The organism is Sphingomonas sp. IC4-52, from assembly GCF_020707225.1.
Classification (GTDB): Bacteria; Pseudomonadota; Alphaproteobacteria; order Sphingomonadales; family Sphingomonadaceae; genus Sphingomonas.
In genome coordinates, this window is record NZ_JAJFEU010000001.1 from 759,226 (window position 1) to 775,176 (window position 15,951).

The following is a 15,951-nucleotide window of genomic DNA, read 5'->3' on the forward strand; positions in this document are numbered from 1 at the left end:
AGAGATAATGCGCACTATCGGCATTGCGACCATCTTGCTTGCGAGCGCCGCGGCAGCCACGGCACAACATGCGGCCCAGCAGCATGCGCCGATCTCCGCCGAGGTCCGGGCGGCCGTTCAGAACCCGCAACGCAGCGACGTCAACCGGCAGCGGGATGAGTACCGCCATCCCGCAGAAACACTGTCATTTCTCGGAGTGAAGCCGACCGACACGGTGGTGGAGTTCAGCCCGGGCGGGGGCTGGTATACGGAAATCCTGGCGCCCTTGGCCAAGGGTAAGGGACGCTACGTGGCCTTGGTCAGTGCGCGCGGGGTCGCCAGCACGGAGAAGATGCTAGCCGACAAACAGGCCTGGTTCGGCGCTACTACTGTTGCAACCGTTGACGGTGCGAACGGCACCAGCACCGTTCCGGCAGGCAGTGCGGACGTGGTGCTGACGTTCCGCAACGTCCATAACCTGCTGATGAACGACGATCCGGCGGTCGCCGGGCGTACCTTTGCTGCTTTCTACGCGATGTTGAAGCCGGGCGGCACGTTGGGCGTTGTCGATCATCGCCTGCCGGAATCCATGGATTCCGCACTCGAAAAGAAGAGCGGCTATATCAAGCGGTCGACCGTCGTGCGGCTGGCCGAGGCAGCGGGATTTAAGCTGGCGGGCGAGAGCGAGGTGAATGCCAACCCCAAGGATACTCACGATCACCCCGGCGGTGTCTGGACCCTGCCACCCACCTTCGCGTTGAAGGACGTGGACCGGGCCAAATACGCCGCGGTCGGTGAAAGCGATCGGTTCACCCTGAAGTTCGTGAAGCCAAAGTAAGAGAACGATCAATCATGGTGAAAACCGCCGACGAGCTCGACCTGATGCGGGAATCTGGCAGGCTGCTGGCATCCGTCTTTGAGATGCTGGATCAACAGCAGCTTGCAGGCATGTCGACGCTACAGGTCAATGATCTTGTTGAGCGGTTCATCACCATCGACCTGCAAGCCCGGCCTGCGAGCAAGGGACAGTATGGTTTTGCCTATGTCCTGAATTGCTCGATCAACCATGTGGTTTGCCACGGTGTCCCCGATGCGAACGAGATCATTCGCGACGGGGACATCATCAACCTTGACATTACGCTGGAAAAGAACGGCTTCATCGCCGATTCCAGCAAGACGTATCTGGTTGGCCAAACGTCGCCGGCGGCCCGGCGTTTGGTGCGCGTAGCGCAGGAAGCCATGTGGAAGGGCATCAGACAGGTTCGTCCGGGCGCTCGCCTGGGAGACGTCGGCGCCGCGATCGAACGCCATGCCAAGAAGAACGGCTATTCGGTGGTCCGAGAGTTTTGCGGGCATGGCATCGGCCGCGAAATGCATGAAGAGCCGCAGGTGCTGAACTTCGGCCGGCCGGGTACGGGACCGATGCTGCGCGAGGGCATGACCTTCACGATCGAGCCCATGATCAATCAGGGAAGCCGAAAGGTTTCCACTCAGGATGACGGATGGACCGTGGTGACGACCGACCGTAAGCTATCAGCACAGTTCGAACATACCGTGGCGGTCACAAGCGGCGGCGTGGAAGTGCTCACCCTGCGCAGCGACGAGAAGCCGCTGGTGGCGATGCGCGCCTGATCTTTGGGAACTAACGGAAGTGACGGTAAGCGGGGCGGCCACCGATAATGGGATGACGTACCGGGTTGATCAGCCAACCAGCTTGTCAACCTTGTCCTGCAGCCTAGCGAGTTCCGCCTTCAGCGCGGCGATCTCGTCATCCTTGTTGGCTACGGGCGGAGGCGTGGTCGGCTTGAAAGCGCTGGTCGCGGCTTCAAACATCGCCATGTTGCGCTTCGCCATCTCGGCAAAAGGCGAGCCGGCGAAAGCGCCCTCAACTGCGGATTTGAATTGGGCCTGGTTGCGACGGAAGCTGTCCATGGACGCCTCCAGATAACCGGGCACCATGGCCTGCATCGAATCGCCATACATGGCGATCAGCTGCCGCAGGAAATTCACCGGCAGCATCGGCTGTTCCCCACGTCCCTCCTCTTCCATGATGATTTGGGTAAGGATGTTGTGGGTTATATCCTCGTCAGTTTTGGCATCAACGACCTTGAACTCGCGTCCTTCGCGGGTCATCGCGGCGAGATGCTCAAGGGTGATGTATGACGAGCTTTCGGTATTGTAGAGTCGGCGGTTGGCGTATTTCTTGATGATGATCGCGCCCTCTCCGCTGTGCTGCTTCTTCATCGCGATGCCCCGCTCATGACTTCTTACTGCGCTACAGCATCTGTTATGGCACCGCAACACGGCCCAAGGCCACTACCCCTGTTCCTCGACATGCTGGGCAACGAAACTGCAGCATCCCCATCCAGAATGAGTAGTGCGCTCGCCGGTCTGCGCCGCTATCAGGAAGCGCCCCGTACGAAGAGGCGAATGGCCAGAGCGGTCAAGCGGCAGGGCCGCGCGCGCCTGCGGGATTATGGCGGCACAGGGCGCCCGGTGCTTTTTGTACCATCGCTGATCAACCCACCCTTCATCCTCGACCTGATGCCAGGGCGATCTCTGATGCGGTGGATCGCACAGCAGGGCTACCATGCCTGGCTACTTGATTGGGGAGAGGCACAACCGACGGATCGCGGCCTCGACATCAGCGGTCATATCGAGCGGGTTCTGATCCCGCTGATGCGACGCTTCGATACTCCGCCGGTGCTTGTCGGCTATTGCCTTGGCGGCACGATGAGCATTGCCGCGGCGGTATCGGGGGCCTGTGCGGGCACGGCCGTAATCGCCGCACCTTGGCACTTTAATGGATATGGTGACACGCGCGGGGACATTGCTTCGCTCTGGGAAGCTGCGCAGCCCGGCTGCGAGCAACTAGGGCTTGTCCCGATCGAGGTACTCCAGACTGGCTTCTGGAAACTCGATCCGGCGCGAACGATCGCCAAATTCGAGGCGTTTGCGACAATGTCGGGTGACGAGGCCGCGATGTTTGTTGCGATGGAAGATTGGGCGAACAGTGGCGCCCCGCTCACTTATGCGGCCGGTGCGGAACTGTTTGAGCAACTGATCCTGGCGGACGCACCCGGTTCAGGGAAGTGGCACGTCGCGGGCAAGACGATCGATCCTGAAACCCTGCCGTGCCCCGCTATCGAGTTCGTCTCCCTTGCCGACCGGATCGTACCGGCCGCGACGGCGATCGGCCTTAGCAATCGCCGAGAGTTGGGTGCTGGACATGTGGGTATGGTCGTCGGGAGCCGCGCCAGAGAGCAGCTTTGGGAACCGCTGCGCCACTGGCTGGCTACCCTTCCCTGATCAGACCCAGATCCGGTCGAAACGTCGACCAAGGCCGGTCAGCAGCTCATACTGCGACACCTCCGATACAGCCGACGCATGAGGAAGGTCGGAGTCGAAGGAGATCCAGTCGCCTTCACCGACGTCGAGGCCAGTGACATCCACTGCCGTCAGATCCATCGAGACGCGGCCAATGACTGGAACAGCGACGCCTTCCACGAACGCTGTTCCGCGGCTGGAGAAGGCTCGTCGATAGCCGTCGGCATAGCCGAGGTTCAGAACCGCTACGACGCTGTCTCGCTCAGCGACCCAGGTGAGATTGTATCCGACACGGCCACCCGCCGGGACCGCACGGCGTTGCAGCACTTCTGCCTCGATCGTCGCAACGGGGCGGATCACGCCCGCCAGAGCCGCGCAAGGCACGCCACCGTACAGGGCGATGCCGGGGCGCGTGAGATCAAAGGCATAGTCTTTGCCCAAAGCGATCCCTGCGGAATTTGCCAAGCTGATCCGTCTTGCGGATGAGCGATCAGCGATGGCCTGCAAACCCGCGCGCTGGCGCTCGTTGATGGGGTCATCCTGCTCCTCCGCCGAAGCGAGATGACTCATCAGCGTTTCCACATGGAGCCCGTCCAGCAAGCCAGAAGCAATCTCGTCCGTGGACACACCCAGCCGGTTCATGCCGGTGTCCACCATCACGTCACACGCGCCCATACCGGCCTCGCGCCAGCGCTGGATCTGCGCACTCGTGCTCAGAACCGGCCTTGCCGGCACGCTCTTCGCGAGGACCATGTCCGCGGATCGCGCGCCGTGAAGCACCGACACTGACACGTCGGCTCGAGCAAGAGCCGCAGCCTCTGCCCAGGTTGCGACGAAAAAGTCCCGGCAGCCCGCATTCGCGAGACGGCGCACCACTTCTGCGGCGCCGAGGCCGTAACCATCAGCCTTCACCGCCGCGCCGCATGAAGCGCGACCACTCATCCGTGCCAGCGATTGCCAGTTCTCAACAAGGGCGGCCCCGTCCAGCCGCAATCGGTTCGGTGCATTCATGCGCAGGCGGATAGCGGCGAGATGGGCTCGACGCTACCGCAGCGCTTCATGCCACCGGCTTATGCCGCGGCACGACTGTCTTCAAAGTAAGGCCTAGTCCTTCATGGTTGCTGGAACGATGCCGCCATTCTTCTCCAACTCACGCATTACTGCCTTGTGGAGCCAGATGTTCATCTCAGCCGAGCCATCCTTGTCACCGGTGTAGCCGAGTTCGGTGGCCAGTTCCTTGCGGTTCGCGAGGCTCGAGTCGATACCCAGCAGCTTCATCAGATCGACAATCGAGGTACGCCAGTTCAGCGCCGGCCCCTCGTGTTTGGCAGCGAGGTCAGACAGCACCTTCTCCACATCCACGGGGGCGGCCGGCGCTGCCGTCGCTTGGGAAGGTGCGGGCGACGCTGGCTGCGCAGCAGGCGTCGGGGCGGAAGGCGTGGGCACCGGCTTTGGCGTGGCACCCGGGGCTGGCGCCGCCTGAGGCGCGGGTTTCCCGGAGAACTGGCCACCGAGTGGGCCCCGGTCCCCGAAGATGGCCTTCTTGATCGCGCCAAAGATGCTCACGCTGATACTCCCGATCATTGCTGACGACCGTAGAACGTCGAAACGCCCGAATTGGTGCCGCGGGAACGGGGCAGACGAGCAGGACGTTTAGCTAGCGAAATGAAAAAACGGATCGCCGGATTGTTGCTCCTTTCGCTCGCGGCATGTGACGCCCTGCCTCGAGATCCGGATCGTACCAGCGATCGACTTCGCCAAAGCCGTATCTTGCGTGTCGGCATCAACGGGGAACCCGTTGCGCCACAAGCTCAAAGTCTGGTGGCAGAGTTGGCGGAGCACAACGACGCGCGCGTCTCGATCCGCAGAGCGGCGCTCGAGCCGCTGATTGTCGATCTGAACGCCGGGCGACTCGATCTCATATTAGCGCCCATGGCGAAGGATTCGCCTTGGAGGAAGCTTGTCGCACCAGGGCCTGCGCTTTCGATCGAAGGAGCCGGGAAGCAGAGGATTGAGTGGCGGGCGCTGATGAAAAACGGTGAGAACCGCTGGATCATGCAGGTTGAGCGCCTCAGCCGACAGGTAAGCGGGGCGCGCTCATGAGTTCCTCCCATGATCCTGCCGCCGCGCTACATCGCGCCAAGCGGCTTAACTGGCATCAACTGGTTTGGTTTGCCGCAGTCGTGATCGTGATGGGTTTGGTGATGGGCCAAAGCCAAACGATGAAGACGGCGTGGATTGAGGACATGCTCGGCTTCGTTCCGCCGATCGCCTTTCTAGCCGCGTCACACCTGGAGCAGCGACCACGAAGCGCCCGTTTTCCATTCGGCTTCACCCGGGCAAACGGACTTGGCTTCTTCGTCGCAGCGGTCGCCCTGGCAGCAGTCGGCGTCTTGCTGCTGATCAACGCCGCCATGACTCTGGTGATGGAAGAGCATGCAACTGTCGCCTCGGTCCAGCTGTTCGGACGCGATATCTGGCTGGGCTGGCTGATGCTGGCCGCTCAACTGTTCGCGCTGATCCCGCCAATGGTGATCGGGGCCAAGCTGCTCCCGCTCGCACGCGCGCTCGACGACAAGCTTCTTCACACCAATGCGATGATGAACAAGGCGAACTGGCTGACCGGCGCCGCTGGCCTCGCCGGCGTGATCGGGCTTGGCCTTGGCTGGTGGTGGGCGGACGCTGTTGCCGCGGCGCTTATATCCGTGGATATCATCAACGACGGATGGAAGGCGATGCGCTCGGCCGCGGCGGAACTGATTGACGGTGCCCCGCGCTCGCTTGATGCCCCAGAGGTCGCGAGCGATGCACGCGCGCTTCACGAAGCGCTGGATCAGCGGTTTCCCGGCGCGACCATCCTGATGCGTGAAACCGGACGCCTGATCCACGTCGAAGTTCACGGGGTAGCGCCGCCGGCTCCAACCCCGTCGCGGGAAGATTTATGGCCTTGTGGGCCCGACAGCGCCTGGCGCCTTGCGCAGGTGACGTTTACCGGGCGTCCGCTGGAGGCCGATCGTCACCAGCAGCTTTTCAGATCGGGCTGACGGCAAGGATCTCGATGGCGTCGGCGCGACCATTGAAGTCGACCAGTTCGCCCTCACCCGCACCCATCATCGCGCGCGCGAGCGGGGCCGAAAAAGCAACAAGCCCAGCCGCGGGATCCGCCTCGTCATCGCCGACGATGGCAATTTCTCGCTCCGCACCATTGAGGCGGAACCGCACTCGTGAGCCGAACGCCACTTCGTCATCCGGCGCGGGTGGAGCCGAGATTGCCGTAATCCGACGCATATTCCAGTATCTGAGCTCGCGTGCGATCTCTTCCCGGCGCCCCTCTTCGGCGCCGTTCTGCTCGGCCTCCAGCGCGGCAATGCGCTCTGTGATCAGAGCCTGGCCGCGGGGCGTGACCAGATTGGGGCCGGCCGGCAAGGGCAACTCGAACCGAGGCTCGAGATGTTCCTCGTCGCTCTCCCGGCGAAACGCAACGCTCATGCCGTGCCCTGAAAGGTCTTGATGATGCCGGAGAAGTCGGTCGAGCCATGACCGGCGTCGTTGAAGGCGCTGTAAAGTTCGGTTGCGCGCGTTCCCATCGGCAGGTTAGCGCCGGCCTCTCCCGCCGCTGCCATGGCGAGCCGAAGGTCCTTCAGCATCAACGCCGCGGCAAAGCCGCCCTCGTAATTGCGATCGGCGGGGCTTTCGGGACCAACACCAGGCAACGGGCAATAGGTGTTCAGCGACCAACTCTGTGCCGTGGCCTTGCTGGCGATGTCATAAAAGACCTGCGGGTCCAGCCCGAGCTTCTCCGCCAGGGCGAGCCCTTCGCAGGTGGCGATCATCGTCGCCCCCAGGATCAGATTGTTGCACATCTTCACGGCCTGCCCCGCGCCGCTGGCACCAGCATGGATAACAGCCTTGCCCATCGCTTCGAGATAGGGCTGTGCCCGGCTGAAGCCGCTTTCGGTACCGCCAACCATGAAGGTCAGCGCACCTGCATTAGCCGCAGCGATGCCGCCCGAAACCGGGGCATCGACCGCTTCGAGACCCTTGGCCGTTGCATCCTGCGCCAGCTGCCGTGTGGTAGCGACGTCAATGGTCGAACAGTCGATCAGGATCGTTGAGGGGGCGGCGTTGGGGAACACCGCATCCGCATAGACGGCCGCGACATGCGTCCCGGCCGGCAACATGGTAATGACTGCCTCCGCACCCTCCACAGCTTCGGCAGCGCTACTCGCCGGCAAGCACCCCGCCTTCTTCGCGCGCTCCAGCGCTTCCGTGCTGAGGTCGAAGGCTCGCACGTCATGCCCCGCCTTGGCGAGGTTTGCGGCCATGCCGCCGCCCATGTTGCCCAGTCCGATGAATGCCACGCGTGCCATGCCAAACTCTCCAGATCTCGAAGTCCCTCTCCTTCAGAGGAAAGGTTAGGGGTGGGGTGTCTCAGTCTCACCAAGACTACGATCAAAAGGACCGCCCAGCAGACAGGCCCCACTCCGACCCCTCCCCTAAAGGAGAGGGGCTAATTACCTGATTTACCGACCCTTCCAGACCCCCTGGCGCTTCTCGATGAAGGCGGCCATGCCCTCGGCCTTGTCCTCCGTCGCGGTCAGGATCTGGAACAGGCGACGCTCGGTCAGGATGCCCTGCGCGAGGTTCGTTTCGAACGCGGCGTTGACCATCTCCTTGTTCACCATCGCGGCCATCGGCGGCATCGAGGCAATGAGTTCGGCAGTCTTGAGCGTCTCTTCAAGGAGCGAGGCGAGCGGCACCACCTTCGCGACGAGGCCCGAACGTTCCGCTTCGGCGGCATCCATCATCCGGCCGGTGAGGCACATTTCCATCGCCTTGGCCTTGCCGATCGCGCGGGTCAGCCGCTGCGAGCCGCCCATGCCCGGCGCGACGCCCAGCTTGATCTCGGGCTGGCCAAACTTCGCGGTGTCCGCGGCGTAGATGAAGTCCGCCATCATCGCGAGCTCACAGCCGCCGCCCAGCGCGAAGCCGTTCACCGCCGCGATCCACGGCTTGCGCGTCGCCACGACGCCTGTCTGCCAGCCGGCGAAGAAATCCTGCAGGAAGAAATCGGCCGCGGCCATGTCGGCCATCTGCTTGATGTCCGCCCCCGCGGCGAACGCCTTCTCGCCCGAGCCGGTGAGCACGAGGCAGCGCTGGCTGCCGTCCTTGTCGTAGGCGCCGAACGCCGAAGACAGATCGGCAAGCACATCGCTGTTGAGCGCGTTCAGCGACTGCGGGCGGTTGAGCGTGACGAGCGTGACGGCACCGCGCTGCTCGACGAGGATGTTGGCATATTCGGTCATCGGTCTCTCCCCTTCCCTCGCCGCGGCACCGCCGGCGGCGCTGGGTTCATTGGTCAATCGTGCGGCGTCCATGCCTCGGCGTCGGGCAGCGGCGCGAAGATCTGGTCAATCACATGATCGCTGACGCCTTCGGGCGTCGCCGGTTCCCACTTGGGCGCATTGTCCTTGTCGACGATCACCGCGCGCACGCCTTCGAGGAAGTCGTGGCGCTGAACGACCCGGGCGCCGACGGCATATTCCTGGCGCATCTCGTCGGCGAAGGTCGCCATTCCCTTGCCGTCGTGCAGCAGCTTGAGGCTGACCTTCATCGTCTGTGGCGACTTGGTCCTGAGCGTCGCGAGCGTCGCGGCGGCGAACTCACCGCCGTCGGCTTCCAGCGCGGCGTAGATGTCCTCGAGCTTGTCCGACGCGAACAGCCGGTCGATTTGGGCGCGCTTGTCGAGCAGCGCGGCCGGGCCGGGCTCGGCGGAGAGGGCGTCCAGCGTCGCGGCGATCGCGGTGGGAGCGGCAGCGATGCGGCGCTTGGCCTCATCGACCTGATCGGCCGGCAGGTAATGCGTGGCAAGACCAAGCGCGAACGTTTCCGCGCCGTCGAGGCGATGGCCGGTCAGCGCCAGATATTGCCCGATCCGCCCCGGCAGGCGGGAGAGATACCAGCCGCCGCCAACATCCGGGAACAGGCCAATGCCGGTTTCGGGCATGGCGAACTTCGTGTTCTCGGTCGCCACGCGATAGCGGCACGGCTGCGCAATGCCAACGCCGCCGCCCATGGTGATGCCGTCCATGAAGGCCACCGTGTCCTTGGCGTAGGTGAACAGCCGGTGGTTCATGCGGTATTCGGTGTGGAAGAACTGGCGCGCCTCCGCCCCGTCCTTCGCGCCGCTGTCGGCCAGCATGCGGATGTCGCCGCCGGCGCAGAAGCCGCGGCCCTCGGCATGGTCGATGATGATCGCGCGCACGCCATCGTCGCTGCGCCACGCCTCCAGTGCCTCCAGCACGCCGACGCACATCGGGGTGGTGAGCGCGTGGATCGCCTTCGGGCGGTTCAGCCGGATGCGGCCGATCGGGCCGTCGACAAAGGTCAGAACGTCACTGGTCATCCGCAAAATTCCCGAAACTTGTGCGTGTGAGAGAGAAGATAAAGACGTTCGTTTCGCAGGCGATCCTATCTTCTCTCACACGAGCCGCGTGTAGGACAGTTACTGGCGCGTCAGTTCGCGGCCGACGATCATCCGCATCACCTGGTTCGTGCCTTCAAGGATCGAATGGACGCGCAGGTCGCGCCAGAAGCGTTCGATCGGGTAATCCATCAGATAGCCGTAGCCGCCGTGGAGCTGCAGCGCGCGATCGACCACCGACGACCCGGTGTCGGTCGCCAGCCGCTTCGCCATGGCGGCAAAGCGCGTCTTGTCCGGCGCGTTGGCGGTCACCTTCGCGGCGGCGACGTAGAGCAGGTAGCGGGCGGCCTGAAGCTCGGTATCCATGTCGGCGAGCGTGAACTGGGTGTTCTGGAAGTCGGCGATGCGCTGGCCGAACTGCTGGCGGTCCTTGGTGTAGGCGATCGCCTCGTCCAGGCAGCGCTGCGCCCCACCAAGCGAGCAGGCGCCGATGTTGAGGCGGCCACCGTCGAGGCCCATCATGGCGAAGCGGAAGCCCTCGCCTTCCTGCCCGACCCGGTTTGCCACCGGCACCTTCACGTTATCGAAAAGCACCTGGCGCGTCGGCTGTGCATGCCAGCCGAGCTTGCGCTCGTTCGCGCCAAAGGAGACGCCGTCCGTGTCCTTGTCGATGACGAGGCAGGAAATGCCCTTGGGCCCCTCAGCGCCGGTGCGCACCATCGTCACATAGACCTCGTTCTCCCCGGCGCCGGAGATGAACTGCTTCGATCCATTGACAATGTAATGATCGCCCTCAAGCCGCGCGCTGGTCTTGAGCGCCGCCGCGTCCGATCCGGAGCCGGGCTCCGTCAGGCAATAGCTCGCCATCTTGTCCATGGTGACGAGGCTGGGGAGATAGCGGCCCTTGAGATCGTCCGAGGCGAAGCGGTCGATCATCCACGACGCCATGTTATGGATCGAGATGAACGCGCTGGTGGCGGGGCAGCCATAGGCCATCGCCTCCATGATCAGCGCCGCCTCGAGCCGACCGAGGTTGATGCCGCCGCTTTCCTCGCTGACGTAGATCGCCGCGAAGCCGAGCTCGGCCGCCGCCTTGATCGTGTCGCGCGGGAAGATGTGCTTTTCGTCCCATTCGGCAGCGAAGGGCGTGATGCGATCCGCGGTGAAGCGGCGCGCGAGATCCTGAATCTCGCGCTGGTCGTCGGTGAGATCAAACTGGTCAGTCATTTTCCGGCTCTAGCGAAAGACAACGGTGCGTGCACCATTGGCCAGAACGCGCCGCTCGGCGATCCAGCGCACGGCGCGGGCAAGAACCTGCGCCTCGATATCGCGGCCGATCGCGATCAGCTCGTTCACGGTCGCGCGATGGTCGACGCGCTCGGCGGCCTGTTCGATGATCGGCCCCTCGTCGAGGTCGGTGGTGACGAAATGGGCGGTGGCGCCGATCAGCTTCACGCCGCGGGCATGCGCCTGGTGATAGGGTTTCGCGCCCTTGAAGCTCGGCAGGAAGCTATGATGGATGTTGACGCAGCGCCCCTCGACCGCCGCAACCAGATCGGGCGAGAGGACCTGCATGTAGCGCGCAAGCACCAGCAGGTCCGCGCCGCTATCCTCCACCACGCGCAGCAGCGCCGCTTCCTGCTCGGCGCGATTGGCGGCCGAAACCGGCAGATGATGGAACTGGACATTATGCCATTCGGCAAGGCCGCGCAGCACCTCGTGATTGGAGACGACGGCGACCGGATCGATCGGCAGCGCGCCGATCGACCAACGGTGGAGCAGATCGTTCAGGCAATGCGAGGTGGTGGAACAGGCGATCACCACCTTGGGGCGATGATCGGCCGGCACCAACGTCCAGTCGAAGCCGAACTGATCGGCCACGTCGCTGAGGCGATCGCGCATGTCGGGCCCGGTGAACACCAACCGCATGAAGAAACGGCCAGTGTCGAGATCGGCATATTGCTGGCTGTCGAGGATGAAGCCGCCCGCCTCCGCCAGCCGCCCCGTCACCGCGGCAACGATGCCGCGGCGATCGTGGCAGGAGAAGGTGAGGATCCAGCTGGGAGCGCTGATAGCGAGATCGGTCATGGAAGGGTCAGGCATCGCAGCGCGTGTAGCGAAGCCTTTCGCCATCGACCACGCGGACGAGCACGCGGCCGCCATCCTCCAGCACCAGCCCGGTTTCCTCGCGCCATTCCTGCCCCTCCCCGGTAAAAGCGAGGGTGGCGCGAAGCTCGGTTGGCGAAACGCCCTCCAACCGCGTGATGGTGGCGCGCGATTCGTAGAAGGCCAGGCGATCCGGGGTGACCGTCATCAGACCCTTGTTGTCGCCCCTCGTGGACGTGCAGTCCGCCGGCACCAGCCCCCAGCGCCCGACGAAAACCGTTGGCAGGCGCCCGTCGGTGATCGCCGTCGACATCTGCGTCGGCGTCGGTGTCGGCGTCAGTGACGGGAGGGGCTGGCCCCCCGCACTACCCATTGCCGCCGCCGTATTCGGGCTGTCGGGCACGGCGGCGGCAATGGCGGCGGCCTGCTCCGGTTCTTTGGACGCACGGCACGCGGCAAGCCCAACGAGCGCCGCGATGACCGTCAGCTTGCCAGCCATGCGATCGATCAGCCCATCGTTGGGATGACGAACGCGTCCTGGATGCGGCTGGGCCCGCCATCCTCGCTGCCGCGCGGCAGATCGGCGGCGCCGTCCGGCCAGCGCTGCGTGATCGTCTTCACCTTCGTCCAGAACTTCACGCCTTCCATGCCGTGCTGGTTGGTGTCGCCGAAGGCCGAGCGCTTCCAGCCGCCGAAGGTGTGATAGGCGACCGGCACCGGGATCGGCACGTTGATGCCCACCATGCCGACATTGACGCGCGCGGCGAATTCGCGCGCGGCATGGCCGTTGCGGGTGAAGATCGCGACGCCATTGCCGTATTGATGCTCGCTCGGCAGGCGAAGCGCGGTCTCGAAATCGGGCGCGCGGACGATCTGCAGCACCGGGCCGAAGATCTCTTCCTTGTAGCTCTGCATGTCCGGCGTGACATGATCGAACAGCGACGGACCGATGAAGAAACCTTCCTCATGCCCCTGCAGCTTGAACCCGCGGCCATCGACCACCAGCTCCGCGCCCTCGTCGACGCCGGTCTGGATCCAGTTCTCGACGCGCTGCTTGTGCGCGGCGTTCACCACCGGACCGTAATGCGCCTCCGCATCGGTGGAGACGCCGACGCGCAACGCCTCGATCGCCGGCAGCAGCTTTTCACGCAGCGCCACAGCGGTCTTCTCGCCGACCGGCACGACGACGGGGAGCGCCATGCAGCGCTCGCCAGCGGAGCCGAAGGCAGCGCCCGACAGATCCGCCACCACCTGATCGAGATCGGCATCCGGCATGACGATGCCGTGGTTCTTGGCGCCGCCCATCGCCTGGACACGCTTTCCGGCCGCGACACCGCGATTGTAGACGTAATGCGCGATGTCCGACGAACCGACGAAGCTGACCGCGCCGATCGCCGGGTGATCGAGGATCGCGTCGACCATTTCCTTGTCGCCATGGACGACCTGGAAGATCCCTTCCGGCATCCCCGCCTCGCGCATCAGCTCGGCGAGGCGCACCGGCACCGACGGATCACGCTCGGACGGCTTCAGGATGAAGGCATTGCCGCAGGCCGTCGCCACCGCGCCCATCCAGAGCGGGATCATCGCCGGGAAGTTGAACGGGGTGATGCCGGCGCCGATGCCGATCGGCTGGCGCATCGAATAGACGTCGATGCCCGGGCCAGCGCCCTGCGTATATTCGCCCTTCAGCACGTGCGGGATACCGCAGGCGAATTCGACGACCTCGAGGCCGCGCTGAATATCGCCCTTGGAATCGGCGATCACCTTGCCGTGCTCGGACGAAAGGAGATGCGCGACCTCGTCCATGTTTGCTTCGACCAGCGCCTTGAACGCGAACATCACGCGGGCGCGGCGCTGCGGGTTGGTCGCCGCCCAGGCCGGTTGCGCCGCCTGCGCCGCTGCCACCGCGCGATCGAGATCGGCCTGGGTGCCCAGCGTCACGCGCGCCTGGATCTGCCCGGTGTTGGGATCGTAAACGTCGGACACACGCCCGCCTGCCGCGCTCCCAGAGCCGACGATGTGATGATCAATGACGCGCATGCTGCCTCTCCGTTACTCTGGCCCGCGGGCCTTTAGCCGGGGGCGGTTGATTGTCACAAGCCACCCCGGTCGTGCGGTTGACGTTGGCGCCTGACCGGTCAAAGCCCCCATCACGGAGATGCGTGATGACCGATGATCCACGGCAACCTCAACACGAGCGCCCGCCGCGTATACCGCACCCGGACGACCCGGTTACCTTTGTTGATCGGCCGGAGCGTGATCCCGACAGCGGCAGACATCTCATCTTCGTCGCAATCGCACTGGTCACGATGGTGCTGTTCTGGTGGGGCATATGAGCGCCCTCAGGCGGGAACGCTGACCTTCACCACTTCCGGCAGGATCGCGTCCAGGAGCAGCATTCCGGCTTCGGTGACCCGTAGTCGGGTCCCTTCGCGGCAGATCAGGTCCGGAAGGCGCGCGATCGCACGCTCATCGACAAGTGCGTCAACCTCCAGTCCGGCGAGGCTGGCGATTCGCGAAAGATCCACGCCCTCCCTTAACCGGAGGCCCATCAACAACGCCTCTGACGCCTGGGTAGCGGGGGCGAGTGGTTCCTCGCTCTCGATACCGTGGCCGTTGCGGGCGACCGCCGACAACCAGTTTTCCGGCTTTTTCCGACGCACGGTGGCCAGTCCGCCGCGGCGGCCGTGCGCGCCAGGACCAACGCCTGCGTACGTCTGGTAGCGCCAGTACGCTAGGTTGTGACGGCTTTCCGCGCCGGGCCGCGCATGATTGCTGATCTCATAGGCGGGAAGTCCGGAGGCCGCCGTGATGGCGCGGGTAGCCTCGAAGAGATCCGCCGCCGCGTCCCCATCGGGTATCGTGAGACGGCCGGCAGCAGCCTCCGTGGCGAAGCGCGTGCCCGGCTCGATCGTTAACTGGTACAGCGACAGATGCTCCGTTCCATACGCCAGAGCACGCCGCAACTCGGCCTCCCATGCCTCCAGTGACTGGTTCGGACGGGCATAGATCAGATCGAAGCTGACGCGGGCAAACGCCTTCTGAGCGACTTCGAGCGCGCCCAACCCTTCGCTCACATCATGCGCACGGCCGAGAAAGCGCAGCGCCTGATCGTCCATCGCCTGAAGCCCGAGCGAGACGCGGTTCACGCCCGCCGCGGCGAGATCGGCGAAACACGCCGCCTCCACGGAGGATGGATTGGCCTCGAGCGTGATCTCGATACCGGGCGCGAAGCCCCAGTGGCGCTCGGCCGCTTGCAGGACGGCCGCCACCGTCTCGGGGGGCATCAGCGACGGCGTACCCCCGCCGAAGAAGATCGAGGTGAGGCGATGGCCCTTCAGGACCGACGCCTCATGGGCGAGATCGGCCAGGAGCGAATCGCGCCATACTTCCTGATCAACATTGGCGCGGACGTGGCTGTTGAAATCGCAATAAGGGCATTTCGAGACGCAGAACGGCCAGTGGACGTAGAGCGCCAGAGGATTGTCGGGGATCATGATCATGCCGATATGGTCGCGATGAAGCTGCAACGCCACCTTATCGCTCTGGCCCTTCTGTTATCTGCTTGTGCCCAGGGGCCCGAACGCGTGGTGGAGGAAACACTGTCGGAGGTGCCGGCACCTCGCGGCTCAGCCTTGCTGCGGCAAGTAATGCTGGAGGGGCATAATCGCACGCGTGCCGATGCCGGTGTCCCGCCGCTCCAGTGGGACGAATCGCTTGTTGCCTCTGCCCGCAGCTATGCCGAGGAAATGGCGCGGAGCGGGCGCTTCGCGCATGCCGAGCAGCCGCACGGCCCGACACGCCAGGGCGAGAATCTGTGGACCGGGACTCGGGGTGCATATCGGTTCGAGGAAATGCTCGGGCACTGGGCCGCGGAAGGACGCGACTTCGTGAACGGGATCACGCCTGCCTTCAGCCGTACCGGCAAATGGCAAGACGTTTCGCACTATACCCAGATGATCTGGCGCAACACGACGCGTGTCGGCTGTGCCATCGCTTCGAACAGGCGCGATGATTATCTGGTGTGCCGATACACTCCGGCCGGCAATGTGGTGGGCGAACGAACGCTCTGACCCCGCCAGCCGGATAGGTCGCCGGGTCTGCGCTTAGCGCGC

The 15,951-nt window shown here is 64.3% G+C and carries 19 protein-coding genes; 7 read left to right on the forward strand and 12 right to left on the reverse strand.

What is annotated here, in order from left to right; genetic code table 11:
• Positions 1–7 precede the first annotated feature (7 nt).
• On the forward strand, positions 8–817 hold the full coding sequence (locus tag LK535_RS03715) for a class I SAM-dependent methyltransferase (protein WP_227770525.1): 810 nt from the start codon (positions 8–10) through the stop codon (positions 815–817).
• A gap of 14 nt (positions 818–831) precedes the next feature.
• Positions 832–1,611, forward strand: a complete 780-nt coding sequence (map, locus tag LK535_RS03720; protein WP_227770526.1) for a type I methionyl aminopeptidase — start codon at positions 832–834, stop codon at positions 1,609–1,611.
• 69 nt (positions 1,612–1,680) lie between these two features.
• Here the strand turns inward: map and phaR are convergent, their stop codons facing one another.
• Positions 1,681–2,223 carry a polyhydroxyalkanoate synthesis repressor PhaR gene (gene phaR / locus LK535_RS03725; protein WP_227770527.1) on the reverse strand — a complete coding sequence of 181 codons (543 nt, stop codon included), beginning with the start codon at positions 2,221–2,223 and terminating at the stop codon, positions 1,681–1,683.
• 318 nt (positions 2,224–2,541) lie between these two features.
• On the opposite strand from phaR, the gene LK535_RS03730 reads away from it, so the two are divergent.
• Complete coding sequence (locus LK535_RS03730) at positions 2,542–3,288, forward strand: alpha/beta fold hydrolase (RefSeq protein WP_321576531.1); 747 nt, start codon at positions 2,542–2,544, stop codon at positions 3,286–3,288.
• Here the strand turns inward: LK535_RS03730 and alr are convergent, their stop codons facing one another.
• Positions 3,289–4,317: an alanine racemase gene (gene alr, locus LK535_RS03735; protein ID WP_227770528.1), complete on the reverse strand. Its 1,029-nt coding sequence runs from the start codon at positions 4,315–4,317 to the stop codon at positions 3,289–3,291.
• Positions 4,318–4,410: 93 nt separating this feature from the next.
• Entirely contained in the window at positions 4,411–4,872 is a 462-nt protein-coding gene (locus LK535_RS03740; RefSeq protein WP_227770529.1) for a DUF3597 domain-containing protein, read from the reverse strand.
• Positions 4,873–4,971: 99 nt separating this feature from the next.
• Between LK535_RS03740 and LK535_RS03745 the strand changes: the two genes are divergently transcribed.
• Together LK535_RS03745 and LK535_RS03750 are read left to right on the forward strand one after the other, a co-directional pair.
• Positions 4,972–5,409 carry a hypothetical protein gene (locus tag LK535_RS03745; RefSeq protein ID WP_227770530.1) on the forward strand — a complete coding sequence of 146 codons (438 nt, stop codon included), beginning with the start codon at positions 4,972–4,974 and terminating at the stop codon, positions 5,407–5,409.
• Positions 5,406–6,350, forward strand: a complete 945-nt coding sequence (locus LK535_RS03750; RefSeq protein ID WP_227770531.1) for a cation transporter — start codon at positions 5,406–5,408, stop codon at positions 6,348–6,350. The genes LK535_RS03745 and LK535_RS03750 overlap by 4 nt, the downstream gene beginning before the upstream one ends.
• Here LK535_RS03750 and LK535_RS03755 read toward each other — a convergent pair.
• The 8 genes from LK535_RS03755 to LK535_RS03790 form a co-directional block, all read right to left on the reverse strand.
• On the reverse strand, positions 6,337–6,795 hold the full coding sequence (locus LK535_RS03755; RefSeq protein ID WP_227770532.1) for a GreA/GreB family elongation factor: 459 nt from the start codon (positions 6,793–6,795) through the stop codon (positions 6,337–6,339). The genes LK535_RS03750 and LK535_RS03755 overlap by 14 nt on opposite strands.
• Positions 6,792–7,676: a 3-hydroxyisobutyrate dehydrogenase gene (gene mmsB, locus LK535_RS03760; RefSeq protein WP_227770533.1), complete on the reverse strand. Its 885-nt coding sequence runs from the start codon at positions 7,674–7,676 to the stop codon at positions 6,792–6,794. Before mmsB ends, LK535_RS03755 begins: the two co-directional genes overlap by 4 nt.
• 153 nt (positions 7,677–7,829) lie before the next feature.
• Positions 7,830–8,612: an enoyl-CoA hydratase-related protein gene (locus LK535_RS03765; RefSeq protein ID WP_227770534.1), complete on the reverse strand. Its 783-nt coding sequence runs from the start codon at positions 8,610–8,612 to the stop codon at positions 7,830–7,832.
• Positions 8,613–8,665: 53 nt separating this feature from the next.
• A complete protein-coding gene (locus LK535_RS03770) occupies positions 8,666–9,712 on the reverse strand; it encodes an enoyl-CoA hydratase/isomerase family protein (RefSeq protein WP_227770535.1) in 1,047 nt (348 codons plus the stop codon).
• A 99-nt stretch (positions 9,713–9,811) separates the two neighbouring features.
• The gene (locus LK535_RS03775; RefSeq protein ID WP_227770536.1) at positions 9,812–10,957 is read right to left on the reverse strand and encodes an acyl-CoA dehydrogenase family protein; all 1,146 of its coding nucleotides are present in this window, start codon (positions 10,955–10,957) and stop codon (positions 9,812–9,814) included.
• Positions 10,958–10,966: 9 nt separating this feature from the next.
• Positions 10,967–11,833, reverse strand: a complete 867-nt coding sequence (gene purU / locus LK535_RS03780) for a formyltetrahydrofolate deformylase (protein WP_415837071.1) — start codon at positions 11,831–11,833, stop codon at positions 10,967–10,969.
• Positions 11,826–12,335 carry a hypothetical protein gene (locus LK535_RS03785; RefSeq protein ID WP_227770537.1) on the reverse strand — a complete coding sequence of 170 codons (510 nt, stop codon included), beginning with the start codon at positions 12,333–12,335 and terminating at the stop codon, positions 11,826–11,828. Before LK535_RS03785 ends, purU begins: the two co-directional genes overlap by 8 nt.
• 8 nt (positions 12,336–12,343) lie before the next feature.
• Positions 12,344–13,876 carry a CoA-acylating methylmalonate-semialdehyde dehydrogenase gene (locus tag LK535_RS03790; RefSeq protein ID WP_227770538.1) on the reverse strand — a complete coding sequence of 511 codons (1,533 nt, stop codon included), beginning with the start codon at positions 13,874–13,876 and terminating at the stop codon, positions 12,344–12,346.
• Positions 13,877–14,001: 125 nt separating this feature from the next.
• On the opposite strand from LK535_RS03790, the gene LK535_RS03795 reads away from it, so the two are divergent.
• The gene (locus tag LK535_RS03795) at positions 14,002–14,172 is read left to right on the forward strand and encodes a hypothetical protein (protein ID WP_227770539.1); all 171 of its coding nucleotides are present in this window, start codon (positions 14,002–14,004) and stop codon (positions 14,170–14,172) included.
• A 6-nt stretch (positions 14,173–14,178) separates the two neighbouring features.
• Here LK535_RS03795 and hemW read toward each other — a convergent pair whose 3' ends face one another.
• A complete protein-coding gene (gene hemW / locus LK535_RS03800) occupies positions 14,179–15,333 on the reverse strand; it encodes a radical SAM family heme chaperone HemW (protein ID WP_227771065.1) in 1,155 nt (384 codons plus the stop codon).
• 21 nt (positions 15,334–15,354) lie between these two features.
• On the opposite strand from hemW, the gene LK535_RS03805 reads away from it, so the two are divergent.
• The gene (locus LK535_RS03805; RefSeq protein ID WP_321576532.1) at positions 15,355–15,909 is read left to right on the forward strand and encodes a CAP domain-containing protein; all 555 of its coding nucleotides are present in this window, start codon (positions 15,355–15,357) and stop codon (positions 15,907–15,909) included.
• Positions 15,910–15,951 lie beyond the last annotated feature (42 nt).

Coding starts and splice junctions, on each gene's coding strand:
- LK535_RS03750 (WP_227770531.1), top strand. CDS start 5,406: ATGAGTTCCTCCCATGATCCTGCCGCCGCGCTACATCGCGCCAAGCGG.
- phaR (WP_227770527.1), bottom strand. CDS start 2,223: ATGAAGAAGCAGCACAGCGGAGAGGGCGCGATCATCATCAAGAAATAC.
- hemW (WP_227771065.1), bottom strand. CDS start 15,333: ATGATCCCCGACAATCCTCTGGCGCTCTACGTCCACTGGCCGTTCTGC.
- LK535_RS03790 (WP_227770538.1), bottom strand. CDS start 13,876: ATGCGCGTCATTGATCATCACATCGTCGGCTCTGGGAGCGCGGCAGGC.
- alr (WP_227770528.1), bottom strand. CDS start 4,317: ATGAATGCACCGAACCGATTGCGGCTGGACGGGGCCGCCCTTGTTGAG.
- LK535_RS03770 (WP_227770535.1), bottom strand. CDS start 9,712: ATGACCAGTGACGTTCTGACCTTTGTCGACGGCCCGATCGGCCGCATC.
- LK535_RS03745 (WP_227770530.1), top strand. CDS start 4,972: ATGAAAAAACGGATCGCCGGATTGTTGCTCCTTTCGCTCGCGGCATGT.
- LK535_RS03785 (WP_227770537.1), bottom strand. CDS start 12,335: ATGGCTGGCAAGCTGACGGTCATCGCGGCGCTCGTTGGGCTTGCCGCG.
- LK535_RS03715 (WP_227770525.1), top strand. CDS start 8: ATGCGCACTATCGGCATTGCGACCATCTTGCTTGCGAGCGCCGCGGCA.
- LK535_RS03805 (WP_321576532.1), top strand. CDS start 15,355: ATGAAGCTGCAACGCCACCTTATCGCTCTGGCCCTTCTGTTATCTGCT.
- LK535_RS03730 (WP_321576531.1), top strand. CDS start 2,542: ATGCGGTGGATCGCACAGCAGGGCTACCATGCCTGGCTACTTGATTGG.
- purU (WP_415837071.1), bottom strand. CDS start 11,833: ATGCCTGACCCTTCCATGACCGATCTCGCTATCAGCGCTCCCAGCTGG.
- mmsB (WP_227770533.1), bottom strand. CDS start 7,676: ATGGCACGCGTGGCATTCATCGGACTGGGCAACATGGGCGGCGGCATG.
- LK535_RS03795 (WP_227770539.1), top strand. CDS start 14,002: ATGACCGATGATCCACGGCAACCTCAACACGAGCGCCCGCCGCGTATA.
- LK535_RS03765 (WP_227770534.1), bottom strand. CDS start 8,612: ATGACCGAATATGCCAACATCCTCGTCGAGCAGCGCGGTGCCGTCACG.
- LK535_RS03755 (WP_227770532.1), bottom strand. CDS start 6,795: ATGAGCGTTGCGTTTCGCCGGGAGAGCGACGAGGAACATCTCGAGCCT.
- map (WP_227770526.1), top strand. CDS start 832: ATGGTGAAAACCGCCGACGAGCTCGACCTGATGCGGGAATCTGGCAGG.
- LK535_RS03775 (WP_227770536.1), bottom strand. CDS start 10,957: ATGACTGACCAGTTTGATCTCACCGACGACCAGCGCGAGATTCAGGAT.